Genomic DNA, 22,524 nt, shown 5'->3' with positions numbered 1-22,524 from the left:
ACCAACGTGCCTTCATCAAAACCAGCGATGAATGGGCGTTCACGGTCCGATAGTTTACAGTGTGGCATGCCATCATTTCGTGAAGCGTTACTCTATTGGTTGAAGCTGGGCTTCATCAGTTTTGGGGGGCCTGCTGGGCAAATTGCCATCATGCATCAGGAGATGGTGGAGAAGCGGAAGTGGATCACCGAGAGCCATTTTCTTCACGCGTTGAATTTTTGTATGTTGCTTCCCGGTCCGGAAGCCCAGCAGCTGGCAACTTATTTAGGTTGGCGGCTTCATGGCTGGAAGGGTGGAGTGGCGGCTGGCAGTTTGTTTGTTCTGCCTTCCGCGCTCATGTTGTTTTTTCTCGCCTGGCTGTATATGGCGGGTGGCCACATCCCTTGGCTCGCGGCAATTTTCTATGGATTGATGCCTGCGGTGATTGCGGTGATTGCGGATGCGGTGCTGCGCATTGGTGGAAAAACCTTGAGAAGCGGAATGCTTTGGTTGGTGGCATTGCTGTCGTTTGTGGGGATCTATTTCTTCGATGTATCTTTTGTGATCATTATCTTCGGGGCAGCGCTTATCGGCTGGCTCGGGCACCGGTGGGCTCCGGAGCAATTCCGGGGAAATAATTCCCGGCAACTGCAGGACGATGCGGCGGACGGGGATTTTCTGACGCTTCCCGCATCGCCAAAGCCAACATTGAAGCGGGCGGCAGCGGTGATCGGAATCTGTTTTGTCCTCTGGTCACTGCCTATCGTCTTACTTGGTCTGTGGCTTGGCTGGGCCAGCACGCCAGTGGCACAAGGGCTGTTTTTTAGTAAGGCTGCGCTGGTAACATTTGGCGGAGCCTATGCAGTTTTGCCCTACGTGGCGCAACAGGCGGTGGAGGGATTTTCATGGCTAACCCATCAGCAAATGATGAGTGGGCTGGCTCTCGCAGAGACGACACCGGGCCCATTGATCATCGTGCTGCAGTTTGTTGGATTTGTCGGCGGCTGGCAGCATCCGGGGAATTTCAGTCCTTTGATGGGTGCTGGTATCGGTGCGCTCATTACCGTGTGGGCGACGTTTGTCCCATGCTTTTTGTTCGTTTTCCTTGGGGCTCCATACGTCGAAAAGCTGCGGGATCTACCACGGATCGGATCTGCGCTCCGGGCAATCACCGCAGCTGTGGTAGGCGTGATCTTAAACCTCGGCGTAGTGTTTGCCGGCCATGCGTTATGGTCTGTTCCGGAGCAAGCGGGTCCGGATGTTTTTGTTCTTGCTGCGGCGATCGCTGCTTTCATCGCAATGTGGAAATTCAAGGTTCCCTTCACATGGGTTTTAGCGGTTTGTGGGTTGCTTGGATTGACTAGCCTATTGTAGGACCAACTTTGGTAATGGATATGGAGAAGAAGAGTTTCCAGCTCGGAGTGAAAGTGATTCCAAATGCTTCGCGCGATGAAATCATTGGGTGGCACAACGAACTTTTGAAAATCAAAACTGCCGCGCAGCCGGAATCGGGGAAGGCGAACAAGGCGGTCTGCCAGTTACTGGCAAAGCAACTGGGACTTCCGAAGAAGGCGGTTTACGTGCTGCGCGGAGGAACGATCCAAACCAAAACGGTCAAGATCGACGGGGCTTCAGGGGACGATGTCCTCCTGAAACTTCCGAGGAAAACCTCTCTCTGAGAAAGCTCGAAAAATCGATCGCAACGATGATCATGCCGTGCTTTCAGAAGGTTCCTTCCAGGCGCTGCCTGATGTTTTTCACCGCTTGCTGCGCACTCTCGTCATCCGGATGATTTTCGAGAAATTTTTCAAAGTTGCCGAGTGCCCTGTGGAGTTTTCCGGAGGAGGCGAGAAGCATGCCTTCCTCGTAAAGCGCGAGCATGAAATACGGATCGCTTGCGACCGCCTTTGAAAGAGCTTCGAGGGCTGGCTGGTCTTTGCCTTCCAGCCTGAGGAGATGCCCCAAGGCATAGTTCGCGGAAGCATTGGCAGGATCGAGCGAAACTGCGGTTCGTGCGGAGGAAAGAGCCGCGTCCGCTTGACCGGCCTGAAGCAAGGCGAGGGCTAGACTGGCATGAATTTCCGGGCGGGAAGCATCAAGCTCAATGGCGGAACGGTAGTGCTCGATCGCTGCCCGGGCATCCAGGTTTGTGGAGGCCTCGGAAGCTTTCAATAGAATCTCATCGATCTCATTTAGACCGATATCCTGGAGCTTTTCCGTAGCCTTCCGGGCATCTTCCGTGCGGCCGAGGGAATTGAGAATCAATACATACAGCTGCCAGGTTTCACCGTCGCGCGGATCTTCCGTGAGAGAGTTTTCCACCGCGGCGAGGGCTTCGGGAAGTTTGCCGGCTTGGACAGCATCAATGGCTGCGTTATAAAATTCGATACTCGGTTTAGGCATATACAGGAATAGGCTAGAGAGGTGATTCCGGAATCCAAGGTTGGAAACCGAGAAATTTGTTACCGAATCGTAACCTTGGTTCCCTTGCCGGCGATGGTGTGGAAGGTTGCCGCATCCCAGTTGGAAAGCCGGATGCATCCATGGCTGCCTGCGCGGCCAATGGTATCTGGTGCCGGAGTGCCATGAATACCGATGCCTGCGCGGTTGAGACCTGCCCAGAGAATGCCGACCGGGCTGTTCGGTCCCGGCGGTAAATTGTAAAATGTCTCGGTGCGCTCACCGCGCTTCAGAACACCCTCGTCATACCGATACCACGGCCATGGCACAGAGCCCACGATGCGCCATTCGCCGACGGGAGCCGGATGTTCTGCCGAACCGGGTGTGATGGGGAATGAGGCGATGAGGCGTCCATTTTCCTCGATCGTTAGAATACGCTGGTTGATATCTACCGTGACATGGCGGTTTGCCGCAAGCGAGCTACCCGCCGCCGGGTAGGAGGAAGGGTAGCGATCCACCCGGAATGGCCGTTTCACATTCGGCACGGTAATCATCTCACCAGCTTGCATGGATGAGAAGTTTTTGCCCGGATTGAGTTTTCTAAGAAACTTTTGGGTTGTGTGGAAACGTTCTGAAAGTAGCTCAATGAGTGTTGTGTAAGGCATTTTGGATTGCTTAGCCATCTCTTCGGTGGAAGAGGCCATCGTGCCAAGAGGAGAGAAATCGGTCGCAGTGATCGTATAGCGGGTGTAGGGGCGGATCTGGCTGATATCCGGAAGCGCATCCGGGGCGAGACCTTTCGCACGGCGATAGTTGATCAATGCCTTGGCCGTGAATTCCCCATAATGGCCATCGACAACTCCCGGCCCGAAGTTTTCCGAATCCAGGAGAATCTGAAGGCGGAGGTTCTGCTGCTGTTTTTCGATGCTGTCCGCTGTCTTGGGAAGAGCGAAGGGGGTGCAGCCGATGAGAAAAAATGAAAGGAAAGAAGCAATGAGGAGTGGATAAAACCCTGCTCTGAGACACCGTGCGCGGATGGTGGGACGGGGAGTTTGACTGGAAAATCTCATGTTCCCGTCACTGGAGCACATGAATGCCGTTTTGGAAGGTGAAATAGTGTGAAATCGGTGCGATTTCCTTCTCCCGAGACTGGACGAGCAGCTTGTGGTTATATTGGATGCTTCCCACTGTGAGTTCGAATCCACCCGTCACCATGTCTGCCGACCTTGAGATCAAGGATGCCCAATTGATTTTTAACCGTGTCTGGAAACAGCTCGAGAGCGAAGTCGGCGTGGAGAATTTACGATTTCCCAAGGAATTGATCCTTCTGGGTGGCGCGCCGGGATCAGGTAAAGGGACCAATACCGATTTTATCCGCAAGGTGCGTGGAATTACCGCGCGCCCGATCGTGGTCAGCCAGCTGCTCGATTCCCCGGAAGCACAGAAGATCAAAGCGGGCGGCGGCATGGTTGGAGACGAGGAGGTCCTGCGGCTGTTGTTTCATGAGCTGTTGAAACCGGAATTCCGCGATAGTGCGGTGCTGGATGGTTTCCCTAGAACCAATGTCCAGGTGGAGTGTCTGAAAATGTTTTACGATGAAATGGTGCGTCTTCGTCGCGAATTTTCCAATACCCCCCGTGCGCATTTTTTCCGTCAGCCGGTTTTTCACATTATGGTTTTATTCGTGGATGAGGCGGAGAGTATCGCAAGACAGCTGAAGCGGGGACAGGAGGCACTGGCGAAAAATGCGGAAGTCAGGCACTCGGGAGTGGGCGAGCTGGAGGAGGAAAGGGCAACGGATTTCGATCCGGAACTGGCGCGTAACCGGTATCGGACATTCAAAGAAAAAACCTATGATGCATTGGTATCGCTCAAGCAGCTTTTCCATTACCACTTCATCAACGCCCAGGCACCGATATCCGAGGTGCAGAAAAACATCATCCGCGAGCTGGAGTATCAGAGCTCTCTGGAGCTTGACCCACGGACCTACGACACGTTGCGTCACATACCCCTGGCCGATGAAATTGTGTTACAGGCGCGGCAGGAGTTGGTGAACCGGCTGGATAGCTACCAGGTGGAATATCCGGAGCTATTGCTCAAGGTCGTGGATTTCATCCAGGAGAAAATGATGCCCGTCATCAAACGCTATGCGGTCACAGGGCGGGCAACGATCAATACCGAAGAACCAATTTTCCACGATCCGGTGGCGCTGGCCATTCTGATCGATATTTATTCGGAACGAGGCTTCCAGGCAATGGTGGATATACACCGCCAGGAAATCCCGGAACGCTTTGATTTGCAGACTGGGAAGATAGAAACCCGGCAAAAAAGGGTTTACCGGATCACAGTGTTCTTCAGTGGATCAAAGATCCGCCGCGGATAGAGAGAACCCACGACGGAACGGCTCGAAAGCTATTTCAGGACTGGTTTTGCCGGGTTTGTGGAATCGTGGACAAGGTTTGGCGAGTTCCAGTTTCCTTCATATAATTTGAGAGTATTCACCCAGCCAATATGGCCATCTGCGAATGCGCAATTTGCGCCGCCACGAATACGTGTGGCCGGGCTACCTCCTCCAATCCAAGGCGAGATATGGAGTGAATTCGAACGGACAACGTGTCCGGGCATAGAGGATTCCAGCTCGGAAAGTTTATCGGCTGCCGCAGCTTGGGCAACGTAAATCAATGTGGAGGGTCTGGTGGTCTGAGAGATCAGAGCGTCACGGTCTCCTTCATAGCCGCCTGCGCCGCGTTGGAAATTCTGACTCCACGGATTGATGAAGGATCCCAGCTGGGAGTTATACGCATAGTGGGAGGTTTTCCAGAGGGTCCCATTGCCACGGGCATTTGGCACCCCCGTGTCTTCGATCTCCCAGTCTGCGGTAGGATCGTGGAATACTGTTTCGTTGGGATCGGTGGTCCATACAAAACGTCCGCCCCAGCCATCCGAGTCGTAATGGCCATATCCCATTTGTTCCGCCGCTTCATATGCCCAGGTATATAATTTACCGCCGGGCTTGGTGTAGCCGGCTTCAGCAGGATAACTCCCGTTTAGCTTAAATTCCCCGAGGGCTCCGCCATCCGATTGGATAGTAAATAAAGTTTGCGAAATCGTTCTCAAATTTGAGACTGCGGTGGACTCGCGCGCTGACTGCAACACTTTTCTCGCACCCATAAAGGAGATGCCCGCAAGCGTGGCTATGATCACGATGACCACGAGTAGTTCAACCAGTGTGAAGCCTCGTGCGGCGGTATTTTTGAGACACCGATTAGAGTCGGCACAGAGAGAATTGTATTTTGATTTCATTTGGTGGGTTTTGGATTGTCTTTCTGGATATAAGCCTAAAAGCGCCCATTGCTCATAAGGATGTGCTGCTGGAAACGGGAAACTACAGGCGACCAACTAAACCTAAGACTACCATCTTGGAGATTGTTGACAATGAAATGTTTCACAATACGCCGATTTTTTGAGGAGGGAGAGGCATAGGATTCTTCGCTTGCGCAACGCTTTCCGGGAAAAGGTGACGCGAGCTGGCAAAATTTTTCGGCCATTTTCCAATTAGGCGGGAGTAGGGAGGGTAAGAGGTGCTTACCGTGACAGGTGACGAAAGATTCCTCTTATGTGCTCATTAGATTTTTATGAAAAAAAGTTCAGCATTACATACAGCAATATTATTGGTCACATCTCTAATGATGCCTGAATCCAATGCTGAAGATTCTGCCAACGATATTCAGGCGATCATGCCGGACAAGTATCAGCAGCTATTTGAGAACTATTGCTACGAATGTCATGATTCGCTTTTCGAAGAGGGTGAAGTGAATTTGGAGACGCTATCCTTTGATCTGGGACATGATCTGCAGACTGCCGAGACCTGGCAAAAAATTCTCAATGTTCTCAACTCCGGCGAGATGCCGCCAAAGAAAGAGCCGCAGGTTCCCGCAGAAGAAAAGACGGCATTTTTGGGAGATCTTTCCAACCAGATGGTATCCGCCCGTAAAATCCTGAGCGATAACGGAGGAGTGATCACGATGCGTCGCCTCAATCAGCGGGAGTATGTGAATACGATGAAAGACCTTCTGGGGGTGGCTCCGGATGTGAGTGAGCTGCCGAAAGATGATGATACAGGTGGATTCGATACCCTGGGAGCATCATTGTTTTTCTCTAGCGACCAGTTCGAGCAATACATGTCGGTTGCGAAGGAATCCTTTGCCCTTGCAATGAGGGAGTCTCCACCGTTGAAGTCGAAAATTTTCAGGGTGGAGCCAGAGATGGGAGCCAGCCGGAACTATCGCGAAAGATTGGAGGCGTATAAGGAGGCGATAAAGAGATCGGATGCTTTTTTCGCACAGAAGGAAAAGCCGGCTACCGATTTTGGCTTCGGTGATGCCTACGGAGCCAGACGGAGCCGGCAAAATGCGGTAGATTGGATTCCGCAGCTTGAAGAGTATCTCGGACGTCCCGAGACGAAAACCGGAGCAACCCTTCAGGTCACCATCAAGAGTGGTGGATTTGTGACTGTGAAGTTACCCGGCTTGTCCTCAGACGATGCGGGGAATTACGTTCTCAGAGTCCGTGCCGGCGCCTATCCCGACGCATCCAAACGCCTCCAATACCTCGAATTCACGAAAAAGGTTTCCGGGGATTCCGGTGAAACACGGCTCGGCTGGCGCAAGATTCATGGCACGGTGGAGGAGCCGGAGATCATTGAATTCCCGGTCACTCACATAGCAGGTGAAAAGGCTCAATACATCATTCATCAGCGAAGCCACCAGGGTCGTGGAGACAAAAATCTCTGGACTTACGATAGGAAGGTCAATGGCATGGGCACCACTCCCGGCGGCTGGATCGACTGGGTGGAAATCGAGGGGCCATCGGCACCGGCAGAAGACACCCGAAATCCTTTGGATGAGGTGTTTTTTGAAAAGCCCCGGAATTGGGATGATGCAACCTACGCCCGTGCGGTTATCGAAAAATTTGCCGGTAGGGCGTCAAGGACGGAAGCCCCTAGCGAAGAGTTCATCGAGAAGCTTTTCGGTCTGTATGAGAATCGTTTGGAAGATGGACTGAACACAGAACAGGCCCTTGTGGAGCCGCTATCGGTGATTCTTTCATCTCCAAGCTTTCTCTACATGGTCGAATCCACCGGAAGCCAGGGGAAACCCAGGTTGAGCGAGAGGGAGCTTGCCGTGAGACTCTCGTATTTCCTTTGGAGCACTGCCCCGGACGAGGAGCTATTACGGCTGGCGGATGAGGGGAAATTATCCGATCCGGAAGTCTTGAGTCAGCAGACGGAGCGAATGCTCGCGGACGATCGTTCGGATCGTTTTGTCGAAAGCTTCCTTCACCAGTGGCTGGATATGTATCGGCTCGATATGTTTGAGTTCAATGCCGTCAGCTATCGGGATTTTGACAATGCGACCCGTGAGAGCGCACGCAGGGAGATTTACGAGACATTCAGAACCTTAATGGATGAAAAACTCCCTTTGGAGAATCTATTGAAATCGGACTTTGTTGTGATCAATGACGTGCTTGCCGATTACTACGGGATCGACGAGGTCGAGGGTTGGCATTTCCGCAAAGTCAAAGTTCCTGAAGGATTACCACGCGGCGGGTTATTGGGAACGGCAGCGGTTTTGGCGATGGGTTCCGATGGTCTCCGCTCATCACCCGTGGAGCGCGGAGCGTGGGTTCTGAGGCATTTGTTGAATGATCCACCGCCTCCTGCCCCGGCAAACGTCCCGCAGCTAAGCCGGCTGGAAGGTGAGATTCTATCAGCCAGGGAATTACAGGAAGCCCATCAGGAAGAACCCCAGTGCGCACAGTGTCACGTGAAGATCGATCCCATTGGCTATGGCTTGGAAAACTTCGATGCGGCAGGTGGCTGGCGTATGGAAGAACTGGTGAAAGCACATGGCGGAGATGGAGAGAAAAGCTTTGAGATAGATTCGAAAGGGGCCCTTTACGACGGCACGGAATTCTCCGGCTTTTATGAGCTTCGGGACGTAGTTTATTCGCGGTTGGACGCGTTTGCCCTGGGATTTACCGAACAGCTGATCTCCTACGGGTTGGGCCGCCCGTATGGCTTCACCGATTACGATTTGGCGCAGTCCATCACGAAGCAAGCACACGCAAAAGACTACCGGATCGCCGACTTCATCCATGCTCTGGTGCAGTCCGAGATGTTCCAAACGAAATAACCGATCAATTCTAACCAATCATCCACAGATCCTATGAAATCATTCGCACAACACACACGCCGGGCGTTTCTCCGAGGCAGCAGCGCACTGGTCGCGTTGCCATTCTTGGAATCGCTGGGATTCCGGAAATATGCCTCGGCAGCTACTACAAACATCGCTGCTGCACCGAAGCGGATGGTCTTTTTAGGTATGGGTTATGGCGTGACGGAGAACCGCTGGTATCCGGATATTAACGAAGTGGGCAGAAACTACACCCTGCCAAAAATGCTCAAACCGCTGGAGCGGCATCGGGATGATATGACGATCATCCAGAATCTGGAAAATCAGTTTTCCAACGACGGACACAGCGGAAGCACCTTCTGGCTGACGGGGGCGAACCGCTATGCGATTTCCGGACAAAGTTTCCACAATACCATTTCGGCCGATCAGGTTGCGGCAGAGCAGCTGGGGAAAAATACGCGGTTTACCTCCATACAGTTGGCCAGCAAGAGTGGGGCAGGGGGCGGCTCCTCGGATGGTCACGGTCCCGGCCTATCGCTGGCATGGAATCGCTATGGAAAGCCGATTGCTGCCCAAAACACACCGGTGGCAGCTTATCACAGGCTTTTCTCCGATAGCACAATGCCTCTGGAGCAGCGCCAGAAATTGCTCGCGGAGCAACACAGTGTGCTTGACGCGGTATTGTCAGACGCAACCTCGTTGAAGCGTAAAATCAATCCAACCGATGCCGATAAACTTAATGAGTATTTCCAATCGATCCGGGAAATCGAAGTCCGCCTCGAGAAGGAAAAGCAGTGGCTGGGCATTCCGGTGAAAGAGCCGGAACGCGGTCTGAAAACGCCCGGTGAATCGTTGGAAGGAGTCGAAGAAATCCGGATGATGTATGATCTCATGGTCGCTGCAATGCAGGTGGATGCAACTCGGGTGCTCAGTTATCGTATGCCTGTCAATGCCCTGATCTCAAGTCTTGGCGCGGAGATGAGCGCCCATACGATGAGCCATTACACTGCGGGAGAGCGCTATATCGTTTCAGAAATGAGGGATTTGGCAAATTCGAGATTGCTTGCGGAATTTTTCGACAAATTGAAGGCGCTGAAGGATGCCGATGGTTCCAGCCTTTTCGATAATACTGTGATCACCTTCGGAAGTAATCTTAGAACCGGCCATAGCCTCAAAAATTGCCCGACCTTGGTAGCCGGGGGAGGTGCGGGAATTGTCCACGGTCGCCATCTGGTGATGGAAGACAAGAAAACTCCGCTCTGTAACCTATGGTTGAGCTTGCTAAACGGCGTGGGAGTAGAAGCCGAATCGCACGGCGATTCGACCGGAATTATCAAAGAATTATTCGAAGCTTGAATACAAAAAAGGCCGTCGACTCAATAAGAGTCGGCGGCCTCGTGATATATCAAATATTAGTCTTCAAGACCGGCAAAATCATCAAGTGATTCGGGAACGATCACCTCGCCCACAGAGTGCATCACACCATTGGTAGCCATTGTATCAACACTGTAGACTTTTGAGTCGTTGGCTTTGACTTCGTCACCGTCGATATCGATTTCCAGAAGCTCGCCATTCATGGTTTTCACTTTCTGATCATCCTTGAGATCAGCAACCATGACGTTTCCTGCAATCACGTGGTAGAGAAGAAGTGAGCGCAATTTCTCCTTATTCTCGGGGAGAAGAAGCTTCTGCAAAGTTCCTTCCGGAAGCTTCTGGAAAGCTTCGTCGGTAGGAGCGAAGATCGTGAAGTTATCATTGCCCCCGAGGGTCACATCCAGCTCGGCGGCCTTGAGCGCTGCGGAAAGCGTTTTGAACGTCACACTGTCTGCGATCACATTGGTCAGGGAGCCTTGTTTGATCTCCGGCATTGCTTTTTCCTCCATTTTCTTGTCCGCAGTTCCGGCCTCCTGAGCGAATGCGATAGGAGTGACAGCTGCGATTGAGAGAGCCAGAGCGATTTGTGTAATATTCTTGTTCTTCATAATAGTTGTTTGGTTGAGGTTGCGTCGTGAAGGAGGCGATTTCCCTTTTGGGTTAGCATCGAATCCATTCCTCTGCGTTTCGGTATTCGTTATCGCAGCGCGTATGCCGATCCTCGATTTTCATGCGTTGAATCCATTTTATCCCTTAAGTTATATAAGGTTCTTGGAATGTTGTGCGCAGGATGAGGTCTGCGTGCATCTATGAAAAATCATGCAAATGGGAACCCTGCTTCATGCAACCTGCAGATCCCGGCGGCGATAACGGAGATGAAATATTTCAATGTATTTAAATGAAAACGCGACGCCCGATTTGGAGGATCAGGAGCCGCGTTAGGGGAAGAAAGTGCTCGCAGAGGAGCGGTCTTGGAATCCACTCAGTAGTCACTTTGATCAGCTTGATTTAAGACGAGAGCAGAATTATCGCGGAGAAGCACTACTTTCCCTGAATCGTTTGCGAGCGACCAGACAGCCCTTGCCACTGCTTGTCGTGAACCCTCTTCGGTCTGATTACCAATCAGTAATGCGCCCTGTTCGGGAAAATATTGCCACACCATAATACGAATACTGACCTTTGGATTTTGACGGAGGGACACTGCTACCTTTCCGCTTGTCGAGCCATCCGACATCCCTTTCCCGAAGTCGAGAAACCATTCCTGTTGTCCATTCATCGGAAACAGGGGATCGCTACTGCTGGCTACTTTATACATCCCGCCCAAATGCGTGGCCGGGCGATCCGGAATATCAGCATGGGCAAGCTGAAAGGCGAGTGCGGAGATCACCGCACAAACACCGGTTTTCAATTTTGTGGCGTGGCGTTGATATATTGAGGCATTATGTTTTTTCTGACTAGGAATTGAATTTTTCATGGCAATTCCTTATTTGCTCAAATCATGCCAAGTGGACGACGGTAAGAAATATAAGGGATTCTCCTCCGCTAAGACAAACGACGGGGTCAAAATGAGTGCATCTTGCATGGTCGGGATGAATGAATGGAGAGATTTTCTCCATCCCATATCGGAGAGGCGGTTGCTTGGCGGAGAGGGGATGCTACCTTCGACAATGAATCGCAGGAAATTATGCGGATTAACCGCAATGAGCTCTTTGGCTATGCTCACCCCCAGATCCCTTGGAGAAACCGAGACCATGAAAACAAGCAAACGCCCGGAAGTCCTCTTTTTTGACGTGAACGAATCTCTTTTGGATTTGGAACCTCTGAAAAAGAGTGTCGCGAAGGCATTTGGCGGACGTGATGACTTGGTGACCCTATGGTTCACCACGATGCTTCAATATTCTCTGGTGGAGTCTGCTGGAGAGTCGTATCAGGAATTTGGCGAAATCGGAGCAGCGGCGATGGTGATGGTCGCCAGAAAAAATGAGATCGATCTCGGTATCGAAGAGGCTAAGGAAGCGATCAAGCCGATCACTTCGCTTCCGGCCCACCCGGATGTGAAGCCTGCTTTGGAAAGACTCAAAGATGCGGGATACCGCTTGGTCACTTTGACCAACTCTCCCCAAAAGGGTGTGGATGCCCAGATGGAAAATGCAGGCCTGAGCCACTTTTTCGAGAAACGTCTCAGTGTCGGTGAAATCGAAACCTACAAGCCAAACCGCAGGACCTATCTTTGGGCGGCGGAGCAAATGGGCGTGAAGCCAGAAAATTCCATGCTGCTGGCGGCTCACGGTTGGGACATTGCCGGAGCGCGTTGGGCGGGCCTGCGGGCAGTTTTTCTCTCTCGTCCCGGCGCACAACTTTATCCCTTGGGACCTCCACCGGAACATAGCTCCGCGGATTTATCAAAAGCTGCGGACTATTTGGTGACGCTGGAATAGTGTCCTGTCTTTACGAAGGTAAGGGCTAACAGCAACCGGACGAATTTTTGGTTCGCTTTGCTGAATTAGACCTAGGTTTGGCGGCTTTTGGAAGAGCGTGGAAATCGTGCTATTTTCGACTTTGCTTTTTTTTCGTAAATAGTCTGCAATTATTTCTCGTCGAATACATAGCCTAGGTTGGAACCATTTTTGTATAAAAATGACTTCCGATCAAAAACCCACAAACCCACGTGACCACAAAAATATCCCATGTCTCGGCATTCGCCGTGATGGCAGGGCTTTCAACATTCACCGTGTATGGTGATTTCGAAAGCTTTGACCTAGATCCCACCGGAAACCTCAATTTGCTGAAATGGTCTGAGACCAATATTGCAAGTCCCTCCACACAACGAAATTTATTCAAGATCGGAGGTAGTAATGGAGTCAACGGAAGCAAGGGGCTTTACATCAACACCTCGGAAGCTGAAAGCAGCTATCGCGCGACTCACACAGCGGGAGCTTCGGGTGCGGTTTATCAGGTATCGAGTCGCTTCAAAATCACGATCGGCAATAGCGCTCCGGTCACCGCGAACCATGCTATTTGTAGCGTATATCTGAGCTCAAGTCCGCTATGGAGTAGTGGAAATGGAATCGTCCTGAATCTTGTAAGAAGAGACGGGGGAAAACGATATGGATTGAGCGGGATCGGTAAGTCCTCGACCGAGTTCCAGGCATGGCAAGTCAGCGGATGGGAGGCGAATAGTGAGTTGGGACTGCCGAATTCCCTCCCGGGCTCCACTGCGAGCAGTCAGTGGTTCACCCTTTCGCTGACGGTCACCTCGAACTCCAGCGTAGATGCCTTGGGGCGACCGCTATGGGATGTTCTCGGCGAGGTGAAAGATGAATCCGGCACCGTGGTTTTCTCATTGGATATTCCGAGTCGGCCAATCACCTCCAACCAGAATGATCCCACCAATGCCGCAGCGACCGCCGCATTCCAGGCAGGGGATATCGTTTACGCAGGGATCGGAGTTCCCTATGTGGAGAGTGCCACTTCCAAAGTGTTGTCCAAAGGTAAGGTCACCGCGGTGAATGTGGATGATTTCAGTTTTACAGGCGGCACTCCACCACCTGTCCTACCTCCGCATCAGATCACTATGAGCCCTAGCTCGCAGGATCTTGATGAGAACGGACTGCCGGATGTATGGGAAGCACTTTACAAAGCAAAAGATCTGAACCCGAATGCGGATTCCGACGGAGATGGAGTCAATAATGCCCGCGAGGCTGCCGCGGGAACAGATCCTTTCGATCCCTTCAGTGTCTTCGCCTCTGAAATCGCAGAGCGCCAGGGGACTGCGGCAAAACTCAAATGGACCTATTTGAACGCACGAAAAGGAGTGGTGGAGACCTCCACGGACCTGGGCGCGACCGATGTGTGGGATGATATGAACACTACTGCGACACGAAATGGAGGCATGTGGGAAACCCCGATCGCTCTCTCTGATCCCCGCCGTTTTTATCGCGTCCGTATCACTGAAGACGATGCTGATCTCGACGGGGTGCCGGATTGGCTGGAACCCTACTTCGGCTTTTCCAGTGCCAGCGGACAATCCAACTCCGCCGGAAAGGCACGCTCCTACGACACCACCGGAAATGGCACGGCTGATACCAGCGTCTCGGGCGATTTGGCGGCGTTCAATGAAATTTACCGTCGATCCGGTCCGGGAAAACAGCTGACGAATGCGCAAGCCGCGCGTCTGCTCCTTCAGTGCACATTCGGTCCGGCGGACAAAGCCGAGGTCGAGAGGGTTGCAAGTATCGGCGCGGAAGCCTGGGTGGATGAGCAGCTGGCCAAGCCGCCCGTGTTCACCAAGCCATATGTGCTGGCAATCAAAAATGACTGGAAGAACAATGAAAACAACCCTTCGCTTGCCGGCTACGCAGCCAGTTCGGACCTGATTCACGGACTTAACTTCATGAACTCATGGCCGCGTAACGCGGTTCGCGCACCGGATCAGCTGCGGCAACGTGTCGCATGGTCTTTGAGCCAGATTTTGGTCGCTTCCCGTGCTGGTGCCATGCTGGCCAATCAGCTGGAAACGACGGCGGATTATTATGACAAAATGATCAATCACGCCTTTGGTAGCTATGAGGATCTCCTGTTGGAGGTTTCGCTTAGTCCATACATGGGGCACTATCTCAGCCATTTGGGAAACCGGAAGGAAAACGCCGCGGCAAACCGGTTTCCGGATGAAAACTATGCGCGGGAGGTGATGCAACTTTTCAGCATCGGGCTGTGGGAACTGAACCCGGATGGCACCCAGAAGCTCGATGGTGATGGCGAGCCCATACCGACTTATGACAATGGCGACATCACTCAGCTCGCCAGAGTCTTCACGGGGACTCATTACAATGCCTCGAATTTCGGTGGCGGTTACCGCGATGATGGCCCGTATATGAATACCCCGATGAAGGTTTTTGCCTCGGAGCACGATTTCAATGCTAAAACGGTGGTTTCCGGGAATGGCACGAAATATACGATTCCCGCCCGTAGCGCGAATGATGCGAACGCGCTCAAGGATGTCAAAGATGCGATTCATCAGCTAGTGATCCATCCGAACACAGCTCCATTCATATCACGGCAGTTGATTCAATTTCTGATCACGTCCAATCCTTCTCCAGAGTATGTGGCTAGGATTTCCGCTGTTTTCACCAACAATGGAAACGGAGAGGTAGGCGATCTCAAGGCGGTGGTTCGCGCGATCGTCTTGGACGAGGAGGCCCGCGATCCGATGCGACATCTCAGCACCCCACACTTCGGGCAATTGCGTGAGCCAACGGTGCGCACCATGCATCTGGCAAGAATGCTGAAGATGGGGAGAATCAGCAATCTCCTATGGTGGAGCTGGGATAGTTCCACATCTTATAAGGAAACTACTCTCCAGGAGCCCATGAACGCACCGAGTGTGTTCAACTATTTCCGGCCGGATTACCGGCTCTTTGGAGAGCTTGCCCAGCGGGAGCTCGACTCACCGGCCTTTGGTATAACCGATTCCTACTCTTCCATTTCATTCCCGAACTATCTCTGGAATATGTGCACCAAGGGAATTCAGGTCCCGAATATAAACTCCAACCAGCAGCGGGAAGATCTTAGCGAGTTGGAAGCACTTGCTCCGGACATCCCGGCACTGCTCGATCACTTGTCATTGCTCTATTGTGCTGGAACGCTCGGTGCGCAGAGCAGGGCAATCATTTCCACCTCTTTAGCCTCTGAAAACAACATGACGGACAGGGCGCGGCTTGCCGCTTATCTGGTGCTCGTTTCTCCGGAAGGTGCTTGTTTGAAATAATCAAAAAAACCCAAATGAATCCCAGTTTAAAAACCCGTCGTCAATTTCTCGGCGAAGCATCGTGCGCTTCGCTCGGTTCCATCTCAGTGCTGGCCAGCCTGTTGAACCTCAAGTTAACCAACCAAGCCGCAGCGGCGAATCTGCCGTCCGGCAACGATTGCAAAACTCTCGTATGCATCCTTCTTGCGGGCGGTTGCGATACTTTCAACCTCCTCGTCAGGCGCGATGGGGGTTATAATGATTACGCAGCGTCGCGCAGTGATATGGCCTTGCCAAAAGCCGATCTCATCAACCTGAATCAGGCTGGGGGAGGGGACGGAAATCTCTATGGAATTCATCCCAGCTGTCAGGGACTTGCGGACATGTTCAACGGGACCGGCGAGTTTGCCGCCTCAGGTCCAAGACTCTCGATGGTTTCGAACATTGGCACATTGGTGCAGCCGGTGACCAAGGCCCAGTATGTCTCAAGCAGCTCCGGGGTAAAGTTGCCCAAGTCGCTGTTTTCCCATATCGATCAGATCAACCAGTGGCAGACGTCGGTTCCGCAGGGCCTCTCCGAGTTGTCCGGTTGGGCAGGACGTATGGCGGATGTGATCCATTCGGAAATGAATACAGGTGCCACTTCCATGTCGATTTCTCTGGCCGGAAATAACGTTTTCCAGATTGGAAAGGCGACCAGACAGTTTGCGATCACTCAGAATGGTGCTCTTCTTCCGACGGGAAACTCTGCCGGATTAAATAATATCACCGCGAGGAAGAATCTTGCGGTGGATGGCTTGCTTGGCGCGACCTATCGCAATCTTATGCAGGACGCTTTTGCGGATCACGTCAAACTCAGCCACGAGTCCCAGCGCGCATTTGATGCGATCTATAAGAGCATTGACGATTCTGCGATTGCTCCTTTGTTCCCGAATTCAAACATCGCAAAGCAATTGCTGACCGCGGCGAAAACGATCAAGGCCCGCGATCAATTGGGGCTCCGCCGGAGCACGATTTTCATTCAACGCGGTGGATGGGATCATCACGGAGAGCTGCTCAATACCCAGGCCGGTATGCTGACCGAGCTATCAGAGGCAATTGCCGCATACCAAAAAGCACTGGAAATTCTGGGAGTCGCTGATGATGTCATCAGTTACACTGCATCCGACTTCGGACGCACGTTGAGATCGAACGGACGTGGAACAGATCATGCGTGGGGTGGGAACCAGATGGTCTGGGGAGGGCCGGTTGCCGGAGGAAAAGTGTATGGAGCATTCCCGGACCTAGCGCTCAACAGTAACGATGATATCGGATTGGGCGGTCGTATGTTGCCAACAACTTCAATTGATAAATTCTATGAGGAAATGGCGCTCTGGTTTGGCGTATCGAGCGCGGATATGGATTTGATACTCCCAAACATCGGCAATTTTTCCTCAAGTCCCGATCTTGGTTTCATTGCCTGATATGTTTCGTTCCTTGGGTTTGAAATACCATAGAAGATTCACTCAGATACTGCTTTTCGCGGCAGTCATTGTGCCATTACTCATGGTGCTATTGATATCCCGTGGAAAGCAGGCTGAACAATCGACTCTTCCTTCCCGGGAAGTGCCTTTCCCTCCGGATTACGATGATGAGAGTAGAACCCAAACCCGGCCGGGAGATGAACTGCTTGCCGGGTATGGGGCGGTGACCACAAAGCCCGAGGAAGATTTACGTAAGCTATCCCATGCGGTGGAAGGTATGCTATTGTTGTTCAAAAACTTGGACACCCGCTTGATAGCAACGAATCAGCAACTCTCAGCATTTTTAAAAGGAGAGAACCCGGAGGATCTCCAGTATGTTTCTCCGGATTCAGCCGCTTTCAACAATGACGGCCTGCTGGTGGATCGCTGGGATTCACCCATTATCATCCATCCTTTGGGCACAGGGTTATTGGAGCTCCGAAGTGCTGGGCCGGATCGCGTTCCCTACAATGAGGATGATATAGGCATTCATCCGGACGGCCATATTCTCCGCGGCTATCCAGCTCAGTAAGACACGATCCACGTTTTTCGGGAAAAAATCATTGGGTAGCGCTCAAGGGTTCTGATGTATAGTTAGCGTATGAGATCCGTGATCAATAACGCCGATGAGAGTCGCTATGAGCTGACTGAGCAGGGAAAACTCGCCTTCGCTGATTACGTTTTGGAAAACGATGTAATAACCATACCCCACGTCGAGGCAGATCCTGCTTTGCGGGGAACCGGAGCCGCGGGAAGACTGATGGAAGGGATGCTGGCAGATGTGAGGAAAAAAGGGCTGAAAGTGCGGCCTATCTGCGGATACGCGGTAGCATACATGAGAAAACATCACGAGGTGTCCGATCTCTTGGCCTGATTTTTTGCCCCGGTTTTATGCTAGTCCATCGCATTCTCCTGAGTCACGATATCCCCAGAACCAAGTCCAATCACTTTGCAAATACTGATCAGAAATATCGACCGCAGCGTTACAGAAGAAGAAATCCACGAGCTTTTCCGAAAACACGGGAAGGTGAAGTCCTGCGATCTCGTCCTGGATGAGAAAACCGGAGGCTCCAAGGGCTTTGGTTTTGTGGAAATGCCTGAGCTGGGAGAGGCCATCAAAGCGATTGAAGAACTCAACGGAATGAAGTTGAAAGCTTCGACTCTCCGGGTGAAACGTGCGGCAAACTCGACGATTTTGAAGAAACAAACAAAGCATAAGCCATTTTAAAAAGGCGGTATGTCAACAAACGCTAGAGCTCAAGCACAGTGATGAATCCTAATTTCCGTATCCTATCCAGCTGTGGACTGACGTCCATACTCCTGACGTTCATGGGGTTGATTTCGATCACTTTTGCGGCAGAGGTGACAAAACTTACCCCTGCTGAAGCCATGGATCAGATCAAAGAAGGCAAGGCTGTTTTGGTCGATGTTCGTGAGCCATCCGAATGGGCGGAGTCCGGCGTTGCCGAGCCGGCAAAACTCCTTGCAAAAAGTGACTTTGACGGAGCCAGGAAACTCTGGAAGCCGTTCCTACAAAAGAACAAGGATAAGAAGATTATCGTCTATTGCCGCTCAGGTGCCCGTGCAGGCGCGGTTGCAAATGCACTCGCGGAAGAGGGGATTGATGTCGCCAATTCCGGCTCATTACAGAACTGGATCGATGCTGGCCTCCCCATCCGCAAAGCGGAGAAGAAGTAGCTTAAGCCCAGCGTGTGATGGCATCGGCGATCTCAATTTCTTTTCCGGATTCCGTGCGGATATAAAGTTCCTGCAATCCTTTTGCTGACTGGGTGACGGCTTTGATTCCGCCGGAAATTTGTCTCTGAACCTTGATTGTCCCTGTCGAACTACCCGGCCCCAGCGATTTACCTCCATACGATCGTCCGATAATCACACCGATCACTCCATCCATGGCTTCAATCTTTTTGATCGATGCCCGGCATTCCTTGGATGTTGATTGGTGGCGTCCTCTGGAGGGCATGGTATGGATGTGATATGAAGTAGGTATCGACGGGAAATCAATCATTCAGGTGCTTTTCTTCCCATCGGCCAAAAACGCCATTGATGACCAAAATCAGAACGGTCATTCCAATCGCAATTACAAAGCGTTCCAACGCAACGCAGATCCCAATCCCTGCTGAAAACAACAGGGAAGCCGCAGTGGTGAGGTATTTCACCCTGGCACCGTGATCGTTATTGGAAATCTTCAGTATGGTGCCGGCTCCGATGAAGCTTACGCCTACAATAACGGCCTCGATAATTCGGATGGGATCGTAACGTAAACTACCTTCCGGTCCTGCAAAGATCTCATCAATGACAAGCCACTTGCCGCAGACGACCAGCAGAGAAGCAGCGCCACTAATGATCATATGGGTGCGGAAGCCAGCGGGTTTCCCGTCGGACTCCCGCTCTAGACCCACGGCACCGCCCAACAGGCAGGCGAGGGTAATTAGACCGATATCCCTGAGTTCACTTAAAAAATCCATTCCAGAATGTTAACGGAAAAACGTCGGATTTCAAATGGACTGAAGGGATTTTCGGGGCCTCATTTTTTTATGGCGGTCACGAAGCCCCGCTTGGAAATCGTCGGGTTGAAAGATCCAATTTCGAAACCCAGCGGTGCAAGAATCCCGGCATACTCGGCGACAGAATAGCATTTTCCCTGAGTGATGTTCATCAGCAGGGCGGAATATTCGGCAATCTCGACCGGGCCGCATTTGTCATCGTCGATAAATGCGTCATGAATGATCAACAGGCCATCCGGGACCAGGGATTTTGCAGCTCGGATTATGATTTCGCGAACTTGAGGAATGTCCCAATCGTGCAGCACATTCGAAAGGAGAATGATTTCGGCCTCCGGCCATTCATCAAGAAACATGTCCCCAGTCTTCACAGAGATCCGATCTTCCAAGCCATGTCTGCCAACTTCCGAACGAGCGATGCGATCCACAGGCGCCTGCTCGAAAACCGTAGCGCTCAGCTGCGGATGGGCTGCGCAAAGTGTGGCGGAGTAAATGCCAGAGCCGCCTCCAATATCGAGAAGCCTTGTCCGCTCTCCCAAAAACGGCGTGATACTCTCTGCCAACTTCTGGCCGAGAAGAAGGCCACGACAGTTCATCAGCCCGGTGAATTCTTTAGCAAAAGCCGGCTCCCGCATAGAATCATGCCAGTCGGCTCCAGTATCCTTTGCCCGCCAGTTTCCGGGCTTTCCGGTGCCGAGAACATGAAGGTAGGTGCGGACGATGGGAGTATCCCGCATCGGTGTGTAATAGGGACCCAGATACCATGGTGATCCCTCGACCAAATGCTCTTTGCCCATGCCCGTAAGGCTCAGCCCATCAGCTCCACCGGTGATGAATCCGTAGGCACGGCACAAGGTGAGCAAGACATCAAAAGGACGGTTCTCACACTGAAAATACTTCGCTGCCGCTTCCTCCGTCGTCCCTTCATTTTCCTGCAACCAACTGAAAAAGTCGAATCGCAGGAGTGCCGTTGCTATCAGCTCCGCCGCATATTGCCTATCACGAAGCTGGAGAATAATTGCAGGATCTGTCGTTGGGTGTTGGGTCAAGATCGGGTTCATGGCGGTAGGTTGATATATTTTGTATGTAAAATCCATTGGCAAAATCGCCTGTTTGATATCGCTCGTATTTTCCGGCTGGCCGATGCACTCTCCCGTCAGAAATTTATTCACAAACGATTTTGAGCACATTCAGACAATTAGGAATTCCCGCAGATTTGGTAAAAGGCTTGGACGAGCTGGGTATCATCACTCCCACGGAGGTTCAGGCGCGTTCCATCCCATACCTATTGAAAAGCGGGGGAGATTTCGTCGCGCAAGCACAGACCGGCACTGGCAAAACGGCGGCCTTCGGCCTGCCGCTGATTACGAAAATCGATCCCAAGGCAAAGCAAATCCAAGGCCTTGTGATCGCACCCACCAGGGAGCTTGCCAAGCAGATCGCAAAGCAAATTTTCAGGTATACGAAGTATTATGGTGAAAAAATCTTTGTTGAAACCCTTACGGGCGGTGAGCCGATGGAAAAACAGATTGCGAATCTGCAAAGGCCAACCCATATCGTGGTGGCCACTCCGGGTAGACTTTTGGACCTACTGAAAAAGAAAGCGCTGACATTGATCCATGTGAAGCACCTTGTCCTGGATGAGGCGGATGAAATGCTAAGTATGGGTTTCAAAAAAGAGCTCGTTTCCATCTTCGGCCTTACCAGGCAGCGCCGCAGCACATGGTTGTTTTCCGCCACCTTTCCGGATTCTCTGCAAACGCTCGTCAAGGGCTCCATGCACAGCCAGCCGGAAATGTTGAAAGTCGATAAGGCTCACGTCGTTAACCAAAATATCGATCACCGTTATGCAGTGTGTGGAAAAGACGAGAAAAACGAGTTTATCTCCGAGTTTCTCGATGATCATGCCGATGAGCGGGGTCTGATATTTGTCCGAACCAAAGCCGGGGCGATTGCACTTGGCCGCCAACTCGAGAAATTCGGTATCCCGGTGGATGTGATCCAGGGCGATCTCTCACAGCGGGAGCGGGACAAAGTGCTACGCGGGTTCCGCAATAAGAGAACACGTATTCTCATCGCCACGGATGTAGCCGCACGTGGAATTGATGTGGAAGGGCTTTCGTTTGTAATCCATTACCAATTGCCGGAGCAATTCGAATACTATACCCACCGTAGCGGACGGACCGCCCGGGCGGGAAAGAAGGGGACATCCATAGCTTTGATAGATCCCCGGGAGCGGAAAAAAATCGCAAAATTCGAAGAGGCACTGGGCGTGGACTTTACGGAAATGGGCTGATGTTTCCCTGGCATGGAGCCTTATCCCCTCGCGGACTACATGGGATCGTCGGGGCCGCCGATATCCATCTCGCCGTTTTTGCCCGCGAGATGACCGGCGAACGCGGAGATTACGGTTAGAAAAACGATCAGGCCGAAAGCAAGAGGCCAGCCACCTGCCGTCGTGCTAAGTAGCCCTACCAGCCACGGCCCCGGAGCAGCAAGCAGGTAGCCACCTGCTTGGGCGAAGGAGGACAAACTCGCAGCTGTTTCAGGATTTCTACTGCGTAGGCCGATCAGGAGTAAAACCAGACCAAAACCAGCATTAATGCCGAACCCGATCGGCAGCGCGGCCCATCCCGCAAAGCCGATAGGCAGCAGTAAAACTCCGAATAAACCGATGATATTCAGGGCGACACATGAGACGACCCAAAGACTTTGGGCTTTTGAACGTCCGGCTGGCCTGACCCCATTTTCTGGACAGTTCTAAACTAGAGCTAACGTGGCTGGTGTTTGTCTAAGGAGAGGGGCGG

General features: G+C 52.1%; 22 protein-coding genes. 13 read left to right on the top strand and 9 right to left on the bottom strand.

Annotated features, from left to right (window positions below; all coding sequences use genetic code 11):
• Positions 1 to 66: 66 nt before the first annotated feature.
• Positions 67 to 1,353 (top strand): chromate efflux transporter, encoded by a 1,287-nt coding sequence (gene chrA, locus ACFSSA_RS08530; RefSeq protein ID WP_386820014.1) that lies wholly within the window; start codon positions 67 to 69, stop codon positions 1,351 to 1,353.
• A 20-nt stretch (positions 1,354 to 1,373) separates the two neighbouring features.
• A complete protein-coding gene (locus ACFSSA_RS08525) occupies positions 1,374 to 1,658 on the top strand; it encodes a DUF167 domain-containing protein (RefSeq protein ID WP_386820013.1) in 285 nt (94 codons plus the stop codon).
• Positions 1,659 to 1,701: 43 nt separating this feature from the next.
• Here the strand turns inward: ACFSSA_RS08525 and ACFSSA_RS08520 are convergent, their stop codons facing one another.
• Complete coding sequence (locus ACFSSA_RS08520) at positions 1,702 to 2,382, bottom strand: tetratricopeptide repeat protein (protein WP_386820012.1); 681 nt, start codon at positions 2,380 to 2,382, stop codon at positions 1,702 to 1,704.
• Between the two features lie 59 nt (positions 2,383 to 2,441).
• On the bottom strand, positions 2,442 to 3,449 hold the full coding sequence (locus ACFSSA_RS08515; RefSeq protein WP_386820011.1) for a L,D-transpeptidase family protein: 1,008 nt from the start codon (positions 3,447 to 3,449) through the stop codon (positions 2,442 to 2,444).
• A gap of 143 nt (positions 3,450 to 3,592) precedes the next feature.
• Between ACFSSA_RS08515 and ACFSSA_RS08510 the strand changes: the two genes are divergently transcribed.
• A complete protein-coding gene (locus ACFSSA_RS08510; protein ID WP_386820010.1) occupies positions 3,593 to 4,762 on the top strand; it encodes a nucleoside monophosphate kinase in 1,170 nt (389 codons plus the stop codon).
• Between the two features lie 29 nt (positions 4,763 to 4,791).
• Here ACFSSA_RS08510 and ACFSSA_RS08505 read toward each other — a convergent pair whose 3' ends face one another.
• A complete protein-coding gene (locus ACFSSA_RS08505; protein WP_386820009.1) occupies positions 4,792 to 5,682 on the bottom strand; it encodes a type II secretion system protein in 891 nt (296 codons plus the stop codon).
• 332 nt (positions 5,683 to 6,014) lie between these two features.
• Here ACFSSA_RS08505 and ACFSSA_RS08500 point away from each other — a divergent pair, with 332 nt between their 5' ends.
• Positions 6,015 to 8,573: a DUF1592 domain-containing protein gene (locus ACFSSA_RS08500; RefSeq protein WP_386820008.1), complete on the top strand. Its 2,559-nt coding sequence runs from the start codon at positions 6,015 to 6,017 to the stop codon at positions 8,571 to 8,573.
• Between the two features lie 33 nt (positions 8,574 to 8,606).
• Positions 8,607 to 9,929 (top strand): DUF1552 domain-containing protein, encoded by a 1,323-nt coding sequence (locus tag ACFSSA_RS08495; RefSeq protein WP_386820007.1) that lies wholly within the window; start codon positions 8,607 to 8,609, stop codon positions 9,927 to 9,929.
• A gap of 56 nt (positions 9,930 to 9,985) precedes the next feature.
• Here the strand turns inward: ACFSSA_RS08495 and ACFSSA_RS08490 are convergent, their stop codons facing one another.
• Together ACFSSA_RS08490 and ACFSSA_RS08485 are read right to left on the bottom strand one after the other, a co-directional pair.
• The gene (locus tag ACFSSA_RS08490) at positions 9,986 to 10,555 is read right to left on the bottom strand and encodes a fasciclin domain-containing protein (protein WP_386820006.1); all 570 of its coding nucleotides are present in this window, start codon (positions 10,553 to 10,555) and stop codon (positions 9,986 to 9,988) included.
• 374 nt (positions 10,556 to 10,929) lie between these two features.
• The gene (locus ACFSSA_RS08485; RefSeq protein ID WP_386820005.1) at positions 10,930 to 11,421 is read right to left on the bottom strand and encodes a hypothetical protein; all 492 of its coding nucleotides are present in this window, start codon (positions 11,419 to 11,421) and stop codon (positions 10,930 to 10,932) included.
• Between the two features lie 277 nt (positions 11,422 to 11,698).
• Between ACFSSA_RS08485 and ACFSSA_RS08480 the strand changes: the two genes are divergently transcribed.
• The 7 genes from ACFSSA_RS08480 to ACFSSA_RS08450 all read left to right on the top strand — a co-directional run bounded on the left by ACFSSA_RS08480 (position 11,699) and on the right by ACFSSA_RS08450 (position 18,893).
• Complete coding sequence (locus tag ACFSSA_RS08480; protein WP_386820004.1) at positions 11,699 to 12,385, top strand: haloacid dehalogenase type II; 687 nt, start codon at positions 11,699 to 11,701, stop codon at positions 12,383 to 12,385.
• Between the two features lie 230 nt (positions 12,386 to 12,615).
• Positions 12,616 to 15,714: a DUF1800 family protein gene (locus ACFSSA_RS08475; RefSeq protein WP_386820003.1), complete on the top strand. Its 3,099-nt coding sequence runs from the start codon at positions 12,616 to 12,618 to the stop codon at positions 15,712 to 15,714.
• A gap of 14 nt (positions 15,715 to 15,728) precedes the next feature.
• A complete protein-coding gene (locus ACFSSA_RS08470; RefSeq protein ID WP_386820002.1) occupies positions 15,729 to 17,156 on the top strand; it encodes a DUF1501 domain-containing protein in 1,428 nt (475 codons plus the stop codon).
• A 1-nt stretch (position 17,157) separates the two neighbouring features.
• Positions 17,158 to 17,727: a hypothetical protein gene (locus tag ACFSSA_RS08465; RefSeq protein WP_386820001.1), complete on the top strand. Its 570-nt coding sequence runs from the start codon at positions 17,158 to 17,160 to the stop codon at positions 17,725 to 17,727.
• 69 nt (positions 17,728 to 17,796) lie between these two features.
• Complete coding sequence (locus ACFSSA_RS08460; protein ID WP_386820000.1) at positions 17,797 to 18,069, top strand: GNAT family N-acetyltransferase; 273 nt, start codon at positions 17,797 to 17,799, stop codon at positions 18,067 to 18,069.
• Positions 18,070 to 18,144: 75 nt separating this feature from the next.
• The gene (locus ACFSSA_RS08455) at positions 18,145 to 18,423 is read left to right on the top strand and encodes an RNA recognition motif domain-containing protein (RefSeq protein WP_386819999.1); all 279 of its coding nucleotides are present in this window, start codon (positions 18,145 to 18,147) and stop codon (positions 18,421 to 18,423) included.
• A 41-nt stretch (positions 18,424 to 18,464) separates the two neighbouring features.
• A complete protein-coding gene (locus tag ACFSSA_RS08450) occupies positions 18,465 to 18,893 on the top strand; it encodes a rhodanese-like domain-containing protein (protein WP_386819998.1) in 429 nt (142 codons plus the stop codon).
• A gap of 1 nt (position 18,894) precedes the next feature.
• Here ACFSSA_RS08450 and ACFSSA_RS08445 read toward each other — a convergent pair whose 3' ends face one another.
• Genes ACFSSA_RS08445 through ACFSSA_RS08435 form a run of 3 tightly spaced genes read right to left on the bottom strand, consistent with a single transcriptional unit; the run spans position 18,895 to position 20,889 of the window.
• On the bottom strand, positions 18,895 to 19,221 hold the full coding sequence (locus ACFSSA_RS08445) for a hypothetical protein (protein WP_386819997.1): 327 nt from the start codon (positions 19,219 to 19,221) through the stop codon (positions 18,895 to 18,897).
• Positions 19,214 to 19,681: an MgtC/SapB family protein gene (locus ACFSSA_RS08440; RefSeq protein ID WP_386819996.1), complete on the bottom strand. Its 468-nt coding sequence runs from the start codon at positions 19,679 to 19,681 to the stop codon at positions 19,214 to 19,216. Before ACFSSA_RS08440 ends, ACFSSA_RS08445 begins: the two co-directional genes overlap by 8 nt.
• Before the next feature lie 59 nt (positions 19,682 to 19,740).
• Positions 19,741 to 20,889 carry a methyltransferase gene (locus ACFSSA_RS08435; protein WP_386819995.1) on the bottom strand — a complete coding sequence of 383 codons (1,149 nt, stop codon included), beginning with the start codon at positions 20,887 to 20,889 and terminating at the stop codon, positions 19,741 to 19,743.
• An 8-nt stretch (positions 20,890 to 20,897) separates the two neighbouring features.
• Here ACFSSA_RS08435 and ACFSSA_RS08430 point away from each other — a divergent pair, with 8 nt between their 5' ends.
• Positions 20,898 to 22,013: a DEAD/DEAH box helicase gene (locus ACFSSA_RS08430; RefSeq protein WP_386819994.1), complete on the top strand. Its 1,116-nt coding sequence runs from the start codon at positions 20,898 to 20,900 to the stop codon at positions 22,011 to 22,013.
• A gap of 35 nt (positions 22,014 to 22,048) precedes the next feature.
• Here ACFSSA_RS08430 and ACFSSA_RS08425 read toward each other — a convergent pair whose 3' ends face one another.
• A complete protein-coding gene (locus ACFSSA_RS08425; protein WP_386819993.1) occupies positions 22,049 to 22,249 on the bottom strand; it encodes a hypothetical protein in 201 nt (66 codons plus the stop codon).
• Positions 22,250 to 22,524 lie beyond the last annotated feature (275 nt).

It is taken from the genome of Luteolibacter algae (assembly GCF_042683045.1).
Classification (GTDB): domain Bacteria; phylum Verrucomicrobiota; class Verrucomicrobiia; order Verrucomicrobiales; family Akkermansiaceae; genus Luteolibacter; species Luteolibacter algae.
This window is presented reverse-complemented; position numbering and strand designations above follow the sequence as displayed.